This is a genomic window from Streptomyces colwelliae, assembly GCF_048158785.1.
Taxonomy (GTDB): Bacteria; Actinomycetota; Actinomycetes; order Streptomycetales; family Streptomycetaceae; genus Streptomyces.
Genome location: NZ_JBLTJC010000343.1, coordinates 1 through 10,980 on the forward strand (window position 1 = coordinate 1; position 10,980 = coordinate 10,980).

The window sequence follows — 10,980 nt, forward strand, 5'->3', positions numbered from 1 at the left end:
GCAGCCGCTTCAAAGGCGTGCGCGTGCACTCCGCGAGCGACACCGCCGTCGCGGAGCCGGCACCCCGCCGCACGACCGCCGGGGTGTCGACGATCCCGCCGATCAGATCGAGATGATGGGACCTCAACCCGCCGGGTTCGTACGGCAGATCGGTCGACGAGGTCGACTCGGTCGGGGGCGCGGACCGCGTGGGGTCGCCCATCAGGCTGGACGTGCCGCCGCGGTGCGGGGCGGCCGGGTCGAGGCCGCTCTCGTCGCGCAGTCCGAGCTGATGGCCGACCTCGTGGGCGAGGTCGGTGTCGGAGATGTCGGCCGGCCACGAGTGGTGGGTGGCCGGGATCCCGTCCGCCGGGTCGGTGAGGGTGACGTCGAGGTGCGCGGTCTCGCCGGGGTCGGCCGGTACGACGGTGACGCGCAGCAGGCTCCCGTCCCGCAGCCGGTGGCCCGGCGTGTTGAAGACCCGCCCCACCCCGTCCGTCAGCCGCTGGTGCACACCGTCGGCCTGCGACCCGAGGTGCGGGCTGCCGGTGAGCCGGTAGGTGACGGTGAGATCGGTGACGGGCCCACCGTCATGGCTGAACTGCCGTACGGCGAACCCGGCCCGCACCACGTACTGCGTGGGCCTGCCGTCCGCCCCGATCGGCCGCGACACCGGGTCGACCCAGGTGGTGCTCCGCTCCGAGGGCACCACCGTGGCCCGCGTCTCCGCGTAACTCCCGGGCTCCGGCGCGGTGTTGGGCGTCACGGAGGGGGTGAGCACCACGGGCTCGGGAGCAGGGGCGGGCGTGCTGTCCGGCGCCGGGGTGGACGAGAGGTCCGAGGAGGTGTGGACGGGGTCCGGAGTCGGTGTCGATGTCGATGTCGGCGCCGGGGTGGCGGTACCGGAGTGGGACGGCTGGGTCGCCTCCGGCGCGGGATCGGTGTCCGGTGCCGAACTGGTCGTAGGAGGAGCGCTGTTGCTGGTGGTGGTGACGGGGGTGGGCAGGTCGGTGCCGGTGTTGGTTCCGGGGTTCGTGTCGGTGCTCGGGGCGGTGTTCGTGTCGGTGTTCGTGTCGGTGTTGCTGTCGACGCCGGAATCGGAGGGGGAGGTGTCGGCGCTCTCCGTGCTTGTGGGGCTCGAAGTGCTCGTGGTGTTCGAGCTGTCGGTGCCTGTGCTGTTCGTGGTGTCCGTGCTGTCCGTGCTGTCGGACGTCGTGTTCTCCGGGCGCCCCGATGTCGTGGTGCGCGGGTTGCCGCCGCTGTTCGAGGGCGTACCGGAACCCGAACCGGAACTGGACGTCGGACTGCCCGTGTTCGTACCGCTCGAAGTGGGGACACCGGACCCGGTCGTACCCGTGCCCGTGCCCGTGCTCGTCGTCGGCGGAACGACGGTGGAGTTGGGCCCGCTCGCGACCGGAACGTCCGCAGAAGGCGCAGGAGTTGAGGTGTCCGAGGTATCCGAGGTGTCCGAGATATCCGAGGTGTCGTTCTGCTGACCGGTGCTGGCCCCCTGCGCGGGCTCGTCCGTGTCCTGGCCCGACGGCGTGTTCTGCGTGTCGTCACCAGTGCCGTGCGGCTGCTCCTGAACCGTCCGCACGGGCGCCGGAGTTCCCGAGCTGGTGGTCTGCGGATTGCCGGCCTGCGGATTGGCGGCCTGCGGATTGGCGGCCTGCGAGTTGCCGCCTGTGTTCGAGGGCGAGCCGGACCCGGTCGTACTCGTGCTCGTATTCGTACTCGTGCTCGTACTCGTCGTCCCGTGCGGGACGTTGCTCTGGAGGTCTCCCCCGTCGACCTTCACGTCGTCCAAGTGGGTGTCCGTGAGGTCCGTGTCGAGGTCGGTGGACTCGGTCGGCGTGGTGTTCGTGGACGTGCGCTGGGGGTTGCCGCTCGTCGAGGAACTGCCGTTGTTCGACGTGGTGTTGATCGGGCCGGGGCCCGATGTGGTCGTCGAACTGTCGTCGGTGACGGACGAGTTGGACGACGGGCCGTTCGTCGAGGAGTCGGGGTTCGAGTTCGAGTCGGTGTTGGAGTCGGTGTCGTCCGGGACGTCCGCCGTGCCCAGGGTGTTCACCGGCGCCGGTGTGTTGAAGTTGAACTTGTTGCCGATCGCGCTCGCGCCCTGGCCCAGATGGCGTTCGCTGACCGAGCTGAGGCCGCCGCCGAGGAAGGTGTTCAGGGGGTTGATCGGGAAGCCGAAGATGGACGCCGTGGCGATCTCGCCGAGCATCTCCGCGCCGCCCTCGGTGACGAAGTGCTCGAAGTCCTCGCCGAGTTCGTGCTTCACCTTGTCGCCGAAGGTCTTCGGCGTGGGTGTCGGAGTCGGGTTCGGCGTGAGGTGCGGGGTCGGCGTCGGGGTGGGCGTGGTCTTCGGGTTCGGGGTCGGCGTCGGCTTCGGGTTGGGCTTGGTGTTGACGTCGGGGTTGTCGAACTTGTGGTTGTTGAACTTGTTCCCGTTGCCGCTGATGTCCTTGAACGGGTTGTGGCCGTTGAAGATGTTCTTGAGGTTCTTCTTCAGGAACTTGCCGACGTCCGTGAGCACGCCGTGGAACAGACCGGTGAAGGCGCCGAAGACACCGTCCTGGACGATCTGCGACCAGTCGAACCCGTTGGGGCGGCGGCCCTTGGGGGCGCCCAGCATCATGGCCAGCCGTACCGCGAAGGTGGTGAACGCCTCTTCGATCGCCTCGGTGAGGCTCGGCAGCAGATGCGTCTTCTTCAGCAGCCAGTCCATCAGCGTGAGAATGGCGACCCGGCTGCGGGCCTTCGCCACCGCGGCCTGGCTGGAGGCGGCACCTCCGGTGAAGGCGGACAGCACCGCGATGATCAGCAACTCGATGAGCAGCCGGACCAGTTCGGCGATGATCTGCCACTTCGACTCCATGATGTCCATGGAGGACTTGGTGCGGGACTGCCCGATGCCGTCGAGCTGGTCGGCGAAATCCTTCAGGTAGTTGACGCCGCCGCTGTCCAGGAACATGTGCATCGCCCGCACATAGTTGTTCCCGACCTGCGGCGGCAACGCGCGCCCGACCCCACCGGCGGTCTGCTCGATCAGGTCCGAGAGGTCACGCATACGCCGGCCCAGCCGCTCGTACGGCTTGCCGTTGGCGTAGGCCATATCCTCGTCGGCCTGGAGGAACTTCTCGCCGATGAGCACGAACAGGAGGTTGTTCAGCTGGGGCGTCGCGTGGATGGTCATCAGGGGCGGTCCGCCGCGTCAGTGCTTTCCGTTGTGCGAGCCACTGTCGGTGTCGCCCGTGCTCGAGTCGTGGATGGCGTCCAGTACGCCGTTCTGGGTGCCCAGCACGCTCTTGAGGTTGGTGAGGGTGCCGTCGCCGATGCTGACGATGGCCTCGGACAGGGACGAGCCGGTCTGGACGGAACCCTCCCGCTGTTGTTTCTCCTGCGGCCGCATCTGCTTCGCGAAGTCGTCGTCGTATCCGGGCCAGCCGGAGGTGGACGACACGTCCGTGATGAACTCGCTGATCATCTCATTGGCCAACTGGCTGATCTGCTCGATCTGCCGGGTGCCGGCGACGAGCGCGGGCGGGCTGGCGGAGTAGGCGTTCGACATCTTCTTCTCAGTCCTCCGGGTCTTCGCTGATCTCGTCGCGGAGCCGGCCGGCCCCGCGCCGTCGGCCGCCCTTGGGGCCCTCCAGGACACCGGGCCCGAAGATCTTGTTCCAGTCCACGTCGAAGCCGGCGATCTCGGGTGCCTCGGGGTTGGCCTTGGTGAAGGGCTCGAAGGTGGCCATGACGTGCCGGGCCATCCGTGCCCTGGCCTCCTGCACCGCCTCCAGCACGCTCGCGGAGAGCTGACCGGCGGGCATCGTGCGGTACTTGTCGTCCAGGAAGGTGAGCGCGCGCAGGTCGCCCTGCGCGCTGACGGTCACCTCGACCGCGCGGTCCGCCGAGCGCACCGTGCTCTCGGCGTGGGCGAGTTCGCCCTCGGCGCGCGCCACCGCGGCCTCGGTGGCCTCCAGTTCGGCCATCGCCTTGGCCAGCCGCTGCTCGATCGACTCACTGCTCATCCGGCACCTCGTGTGCTCTCCCGAACGGAACGTCCCGTGTTCATCGGCCGATCACCGCTGGTGAACCGCCCTCGTCCGTGCCCCAGACGTCCTCGTCCTCGGTGAGCCACGCGTCGCGGGCGCGGTCGCCGCTCTCCGTGGAGCGGCCGTTCTGGCCGGCGCCGTTGTTGCCGGGGCCGCCCACCGGGTACGGGGCGCTGGACGTGGTGGGCCGGGTCAGCACGACGTCCTCGTCCTCGTCCACGGATGCGGCCCGGTTGGTCCGGCCGCGCCGGGTGGCGCTGTTGGACGGGTCGGTGAGGACGGCGCGGGTGCGCTCGCTGTTGCCGCCCTGTCCACCGCCGCCGGCACCGCCCATGCCGCCGCCCATACCTCCCATGCCGCCCATCCCCATCGGGTTGAGCGGGGTGCCGCTCGACGCGCTCTGGTCTCCGGTGGAGGCGGCGAGGGCGGCGGTGTCGAGGGCGTCGGAGCGCAGCGCGCCGCCGGTGTAGGGGGTGCTGTCGTAGTCGTCGTAGCCGCTGTCGAGGCCCGAGTCCAGGCCGCTGCCGGACGTGTTGAGCCCACCGCCGTTGAGCCCGCTCGTGTTCAGCCCACTCGTGTCAACGCCGTTGCCGTTGAGGCCACTTGTATCGATGCCGCTCGTGTCGATGCCGTTGCCGTTGAGGTCGCTGGTGTCGATCGAGGACGAGGGCAGGTCGGTGCCGTCGATGTCGGTGGTGGTCGTGTGGCCCGACGGGTCGGTGGTGGTGAGCTGGCCGGTGTCCGGGTTGAGGGTCTGGACGGAGCCGTCCGGGAACTTCGTGGTCAGCGTGCCGTTGTCGTTCAGCGTGGTGGTCGAGCCGTCCGGGTTGGTGAAGGAGTCGCCCGGGTTGAGATGCGTGGTGGTGACGTTGCCCGAGGGGTCGGTGACGGTGACCTGGCCGGTGTCCGGGTTGAGCGTCTCCGTGGAGCCGTCCGGGAAGTGCGTGGTCAGCGAGCCGTCGGAGTTGAGCTGGGCCGTCGAGCCGTCCGGGGTGGTGAAGGAGCCGTCGGTCGGGTTGAGCTGCGACAGCGAGGTGGTGCCGTCCGGGTTGAGCGTGCTGACCTGGCCGGTGGTCGGGTCGATGGTCTGGCTCGTGCCGTCCGGGAACTTCGTGGTGAGGGTGCCGTCGTCGTTCAGGGTGGTGGTCGAGCCGTCCGGGTTGGTGATGGTGGTGCCCGGGTTGAGCTGGCCGACCGAGGTGGTGCCGTCCGGGTTCGTGGTGGTGACGAGGCCGGTCGCCGGGTCGATGGTCTGGGTGGAGCCGTCCGGGAACGTCGTGGTGAGCGTGCCGTCGCCGTTGAGCTGAGTGGTGCCCCCGGTCGGGGAGTTGAGCGTGGTCGAGCCGTCCTTGGTGGTGTCGTTGCCGTTCAGGAGCGACGGGCTGAGGCCGCCGTTCAGGATGGAACTGGCGAGCTGGGTCGGGTCGGTGACGCCCGTACCGTCGCCGTTCAGCAGGCTGTCGCTGCCGCCGCCGAGGTTGTTGAGGTCGTCGAGCCCGCTGCCGACGTTGTTCAGGCTGTTGCCGAGATCGTCGTTCAGGTTGTTGAGGCTCGAATTCAGGCCGTCGCCGATGTTGTTGAGGCTGTCGTTCAGGTTCGTGTTGAGGTTCGTGCCGAGGTTGTTGAGGCCGTCGCCGAGGTTGTTGAGGTTGTCGTTCAGGCCGTCGTTCAGGTTGTTGAGGTTGTCCCCCAGGTTGTTGAGGTTGTCGTTCACGTTGTCGTTGAGGTTGTTCAGGTTGTTGCCGAGGTTGTTGACGTTGTTCCCGAGGTTGTTGAGGTCCTCGTTGAGCTTGTCCTGGTTCTCTTTGGCCTCGTCCTCGGCGATCTCGTTCTCCTCCTTCTGGAGGACCTCGGAGAGCGTCTCGTTGTTCTTGTTCGTGATCTCTTGGGCGAAGGCGTCCTGCACATCGGCCCAGGCGTTCTTCACGGCGCTGAGCGCGTCGATGGACGGCTGCTTGAGCTTGGAGTCCGCGTGGTCCGACCAGCTCTTGACGGCGGCGTCGGCGACCTTCTGCCAGGTGGTCTTCTGGGTGAGGTCGCCGTACTCGGGGACGTTCTGCTTGAACGCGTCGGTGGTCGAATAGGTGGTGACGACGGCCTCGCCCGCGGCGGTGGTCTCCTCCAGCACGTGGTTGATGTTGTTGTTGATGACCCACTGACTGATCTCGTCGAGGATCTTCTTCACGTGGTAGTGCGGGTCGTGCTGGCCGTCCGACGCCCAGTCGTTCCACGCGGCCTGCATCGCGGTGACCGCGTTCTTCAGGGCCAGTTGCGCGGCGGCCAGCGCGTCGCTCAGCTTCGACTTCGGGACGTAGCCGCCGAGGGTGCTGTTGGTCGCCGTGTAGTCGCGGCCGCCCAACTGGGAGACGTAGCCGTCGTAGTTGGTCTTCAGCTCGTCCAGGAGATGCCAGAAGAGGCTGGCCGCCTTGCCCTTCCAGGCCGCCTGGTCCTCGCCGAGCGAGGTCATCCACTGGTTGACGATGTCCGAGTGGTCCTTGAAGAACTGCACCACCCGGTCGAAGGACTGCCCGGTGTTCTCGAAGGAGAGCATGTCGACGGCGTTGGCGTCGACGACCGACATTCCGCTGTAGGAGAAGCCCTGTGTCGAGTACGGCGACGCCAGCAGGTGGTCGAGGACCAGCTTGCTGCCCGAGATGTACTGGGCCATCGGCCCCGAGTCCCACTGGGTGTGCGAGTACGAGCCCTCGAACGCGCCGCCGCTGACGATGTCCCCACCGCTCCAGAGCGTGGCGCGGCCGTTCTCGTCGACGGTGACGCCGATCATCACGATCCGGGCCTTCTTCATCTCCACGCTGTTGTGCTTGCCGTCCCCGCCGGCGTCGTAGAAGGCGAGGTCGTAGTCCTCGCCCGAGTTGACGTGCCAGCCGCCGATCGCCGAGTAGTCCGCCGCGGTCACCGACCGCATGTCGATGCCCTGGATGTCCATCCGGAACAGCTTGAGGTCACCGAAGGAGTCGTCGCTCTTGCTGCTGAGCTTGGTGAACAGGCTCGACCGGGTCGGGATCGTATAGCCGGTGAAGTAGGTGACGGCCTGGGCGAAGTAGTCGTCCGGGTCGATGGTGGGGGACCCGGAGGGAGGAGTGCTCATGAGGCGGAACTCCGCTGCTGGGAATGTGGGGGCGAGGACGGGGAGGGAGCGGAGTGCGGCGCCCGGGGCTCAGCAGGAGCCGGCGGGCGCCGCACCGGGCTCAGGAGGTCTTCGAGTCGCTGCCGCTCATGTCGCCGTCGACGGTGTCGAAGATGTCCAGCAGCTTCTCGCCGTCGATCTTGTCGAGACTGTCGCCCTGTGTCTTGAGCAGGGTGGTGATCGTCTCGTCCAGCGCGTCGTCGATGTCGTCGAAGAGCGTCTTCTGACCGGTGAGGATCTTGTCCAGCGCGGTCGCCTGCGTCTTGAGCGCCTCCACGAGGGTGCCCCCGCCGACCGGGTCCGAGCTGTCGCCGCCGTTCATCAGGCCGATGCGCAGGATCTTGGCGAGGCCCTGGGCCGAGCCGGCACCGGTCTCGGCGATCAGGTTCTTCAGGGACCGGACGCCCGCCGGGTTGTCCTTGCGGATTTCCAGCAGATCGCTGATGAAGTCGGCGACGTCGGTGTTCTTGAAGTTCTTCAACGCGGTCGCGTCGAGATGGGTCAGATCAGCCATGGGTGCCTCCGCGGGCGGAACGCGCCGAGCTCGGTGTACGGCGCGGCGACGGAACGGTAAGGAGCGGACCGCACCGACCGCGAGGAGACCGGTCGGTGCGGTGGAGCCGGCCGGCTCAGCGGCCGATGGTGACCTCGGACCACATCTGGCTGAGCGAGTTCTCGCTGTACTTGTAGCTGTTCGAGATCTCGTTGAGGAGCTGCGAGTGCGAGGTGAGCAGCGTCTCCATGTTCTGCACCGCGCCGTCCCAGGCCGCCTGCTTCTGGCGGTAGGTGTCGGCGTCGTTGCCGTACCAGGTCTTGGACAGCTCGCCGAGTTCCTGCTCAAGGCTGGAGAGTGTCTGGGCGATCGCCTTGGTCTGCGCCACCATGTCGTCCGCGGCGTTCGACATGTGGTTGTAGCTGACGTAGATGACACCGTCGGACAGGTTGTCTGCCACAGCTTGCCTCTCTTACGCGATGTGGGGATCGGACGTGACCGCGAGGTCACGGGGAAGCGGGCGTCGGTCAGCCGGCGAGCTGGTCGAAGGCCGACTGCGACGCGTTGTACGCCTGGTTGATGGAGTCGTTCGAGGAACCCTGGGTCTTGTTGTGTTCCACGAGGCTCTGGTTCAGCCGGTCGATGACGTCCTCGAGGTTCTTGAGGATGACGTTGCACTGGCCGTCCCACTGCGCGAGGAGCTGGCCGTACTGGCCGCCGTCGCTGCCCTGGTAGCCGCTGCCCAGGGTGGAACGGGTGCTGTCGACGTCCTGACGGATCTTCACGATGCCGCTGAAAGCGCTCTCCAGGGCCTGGATTCCGTTCCGGGTCGAACCTTCGCTTGACTGCTGGCCATCTCCAGCCATCGTCCCACCTTTCGTAAGTCGATCTCAGGTACGAGTACAACTGAGCCTAGATTGACGGAAGTTGCGCTGACAACGAACTGAGGAAGATCTGAGCTTGCCGACAGCTTCCGTTCAAAGGCTTTTACCGGTAAGCAACTTGACCGGAACACGCGCTTCCGCGGGCAATGGTTCTGGAGTGAACCCGGTTTGGCGTGAACACGATCTCCAATCGGCGTGAATTCGTCAGTTCCCGGCACCCGAGGCCGAGTTGAGGGAGCCTCCCGCCGGGGCCTGCCCGGCGATCCCGGGCAGACCGGCCTCGATCCCGGACCGTCCGCCCGTACCGGCGCCCGTGCCGCACTGCGCGGCCGCGCCGCCCATGCCTCCGCCGACCGAGCCGGAGTCCGACGCCGCTGCCTGGGCGCTGAGTTCGGGCCCGGTCGGCAGCATCGACAGCAGCGTGGACGGCACCTTCACCGGCGTCGCCCCGTCGTAGCCGAGGGCGGCGAGCGCGTTGGAGTCCGGGATGCGGTACTTCACGCCGTCGTCGCCGACCAGGAACGTGGTGTCGCCGACGGTCTCACCGGCCGCGCCCAACGCCCGTACCAGCGTGCCGTGTCCGGGCCGTGCCACCACCTGGTCGACCGTCACGCAGGCCGCGGTCAGCGCCGTCGGATCGGCCTGCGCCGTCGGGGACAGCGCGGACTGAGCGACCCGTACCGAGGTCACCCGCACCTGTCCGCCCGCCGGGTCGACCTGGGCGCACACCGACTCGCCCGCCGGCAGCGCCAGCGCGCTCGGCGGACTGTCCGGCAGCCCGGCGACCGACGGGTCGGTGCCGGCCGACCCCGGTGCCTGATGGGCCCGCAGGTCGGAGACGTCGATCGTGACGACGTTCGGCGCCCCTCCGTCGTAGGCCTCCTTGCGGGTGTCCGGATCGCCCAGCAGCAGCGCCGACTGGGTGTCCGTCACCGGGTGCAGGCCGTCCTTCTGAAGGACGTACTCCTGGTTGCCCGAGCCCGCCACCACGCGGAACACCTGCCCGATCCGGGTGGCCCGGCCGCCCAGTTCGGGCCCGGTCGTGCCGCGTCCTTCGACCTTCGGGGTGGCCAGATCGGGGCCGGTCACCAGGGCGTCCAGGAAGGCCGCCGACACCGGGCGGGGCGTCACGGGCGCGTAGCCGAGCGACTCCGCCGCGCCCGAGTCCTCGTCCAGCTCAAGCCGGCTGCCCTGCCACACCAGGTACGTGTGCTTGTCCGGGCCCTTCACGACCAGCGCCGATTTCGCGCCGACCGGGTCCGTCTCGACCGGGGCGCCCGGCACGAGGGTGGTCCGGCTGCCGGAGCCCGTCGAGCAGACCTCCCACGGCGAGGACTCCAGGTCGCCGGTGCCCGGTACGGAGTCGGGGGCGCCAGTGATCCCGACCGGCCTGCCGACCGGGGTGCCCGCGAGCGACGCCGAACCGACCGACGTGGTCGTCAGGTCGGCGCCGCCGATCAGCACGGCCGACGCGTAGTTGCGCACCGGGCGCAGCCGGCCGTCGGCGTACAGATAGCGGGCGCCGGTGTCCTTGTTGACGATGAGGGTGTCGCCGCTGCGCCAGGCGTCGTTGCCGCCCGGCTTGAGCAGCCCGAACACCAGCGCCCCGCCGCAGAACAGCACACCGACGACCACACCGACCAGGGCGCCCCGGCTGGTACGGCCCAGCGGGCTCTCCGGTGCGTCCGGGTCGGCCAGCAGCATGCCCGAGGTCAGGCGGCCCATCATGAACGTGTGCGCTTGCACCTGGTCGCGCTTCGACCGCACGCTTTCCTCCTGCTCGGTCGTTCAGGTTCTGGTCGGGTCGGCCCTGGCGGGCGGTCAGCCGAAAATGCCGCGAAGGGTGCCGAAGACGCCCAGCAGCCACAGGGTCAGCGGCAGCAGGGCGATCGCCAGCAGGGAGTGCAGGATCTCCGCCGCGCGCCCCCAGTACGGGACCATGCGCCGTCCCGGTACGGTCCACACCGCGACCGTGAGTGCCGCCGCCACCGCGAGCAGGCCCGCGACCAGCAGCGTCCGCTCGGTGCCGGACAGCCGAAGCCCCCAGCCGAACGCCAGCAGCAGCAGACCCCACGCGCCCGGCAGCACCAGCACCAGACGCTGGGCGGTGTTCACCAGACCCCGGCCGTGCAGGAGCAGCAGCAGCGACAGGACCAGCGCGCACAGCAGCGCCGGGAGGCTCGGGCGGCGGGCGAGCGCGACCAGGCAGGCCGACGAGAGCACGCCCGTCGCGCCGTAGAGCGCGGTCATCCACTCGCCGGCCAGCTCGGTGCGTACGGCGACGTCGTTGCCCCGTGTGCTGCCGTGCTTCGGCGGCCGACAGTTCGACGACGAGCATGCCGCCGCGTGCCGCCGTGCGCTGCATCAGCCGGCTGCGGCGGCAGATCACCGCGGCCGCGTCGTCGAGCGACAGGGCACCGG

General features: G+C 68.6%; 8 protein-coding genes and 1 pseudogene. All 9 read right to left on the bottom strand.

Annotation, left to right across the window (positions count from 1 at the left end):
* Window positions 1–3,178: WXG100-like domain-containing protein (locus tag ACNFOC_RS42750; protein ID WP_521986455.1), on the bottom strand; the 3,178-nt coding region annotated here is incomplete at its 3' end.
* A gap of 18 nt (window positions 3,179–3,196) precedes the next feature.
* On the bottom strand, window positions 3,197–3,553 hold the full coding sequence (locus tag ACNFOC_RS42755; protein ID WP_266862952.1) for a hypothetical protein: 357 nt from the start codon (window positions 3,551–3,553) through the stop codon (window positions 3,197–3,199).
* A 7-nt stretch (window positions 3,554–3,560) separates the two neighbouring features.
* Window positions 3,561–4,010 carry a YbaB/EbfC family nucleoid-associated protein gene (locus ACNFOC_RS42760; protein ID WP_416964402.1) on the bottom strand — a complete coding sequence of 150 codons (450 nt, stop codon included), beginning with the start codon at window positions 4,008–4,010 and terminating at the stop codon, window positions 3,561–3,563.
* A 40-nt stretch (window positions 4,011–4,050) separates the two neighbouring features.
* Window positions 4,051–7,143, bottom strand: a complete 3,093-nt coding sequence (locus ACNFOC_RS42765; RefSeq protein WP_416964403.1) for an AAWKG family protein — start codon at window positions 7,141–7,143, stop codon at window positions 4,051–4,053.
* A 100-nt stretch (window positions 7,144–7,243) separates the two neighbouring features.
* The gene (locus ACNFOC_RS42770) at window positions 7,244–7,696 is read right to left on the bottom strand and encodes a type VII secretion system-associated protein (RefSeq protein ID WP_416964404.1); all 453 of its coding nucleotides are present in this window, start codon (window positions 7,694–7,696) and stop codon (window positions 7,244–7,246) included.
* 115 nt (window positions 7,697–7,811) lie between these two features.
* Window positions 7,812–8,135 (bottom strand): WXG100 family type VII secretion target, encoded by a 324-nt coding sequence (locus ACNFOC_RS42775; protein WP_043678268.1) that lies wholly within the window; start codon window positions 8,133–8,135, stop codon window positions 7,812–7,814.
* A gap of 67 nt (window positions 8,136–8,202) precedes the next feature.
* Window positions 8,203–8,541: a hypothetical protein gene (locus tag ACNFOC_RS42780; RefSeq protein ID WP_019065061.1), complete on the bottom strand. Its 339-nt coding sequence runs from the start codon at window positions 8,539–8,541 to the stop codon at window positions 8,203–8,205.
* A 222-nt stretch (window positions 8,542–8,763) separates the two neighbouring features.
* Window positions 8,764–10,326: a type VII secretion protein EccB gene (gene eccB, locus ACNFOC_RS42785; protein ID WP_416964405.1), complete on the bottom strand. Its 1,563-nt coding sequence runs from the start codon at window positions 10,324–10,326 to the stop codon at window positions 8,764–8,766.
* Between the two features lie 54 nt (window positions 10,327–10,380).
* Window positions 10,381–10,854, bottom strand: a pseudogene (locus ACNFOC_RS42790) (type VII secretion integral membrane protein EccD); the annotation flags it as partial.
* Window positions 10,855–10,980 lie beyond the last annotated feature (126 nt).

Excerpts from the sequence above, each read along its gene's own strand:
- ACNFOC_RS42755 (WP_266862952.1), bottom strand. The coding sequence starts at position 3,553 with ATGTCGAACGCCTACTCCGCCAGCCCGCCCGCGCTCGTCGCCGGCACC.
- ACNFOC_RS42760 (WP_416964402.1), bottom strand. The coding sequence starts at position 4,010 with ATGAGCAGTGAGTCGATCGAGCAGCGGCTGGCCAAGGCGATGGCCGAA.
- ACNFOC_RS42765 (WP_416964403.1), bottom strand. The coding sequence starts at position 7,143 with ATGAGCACTCCTCCCTCCGGGTCCCCCACCATCGACCCGGACGACTAC.
- ACNFOC_RS42770 (WP_416964404.1), bottom strand. The coding sequence starts at position 7,696 with ATGGCTGATCTGACCCATCTCGACGCGACCGCGTTGAAGAACTTCAAG.
- ACNFOC_RS42780 (WP_019065061.1), bottom strand. The coding sequence starts at position 8,541 with ATGGCTGGAGATGGCCAGCAGTCAAGCGAAGGTTCGACCCGGAACGGA.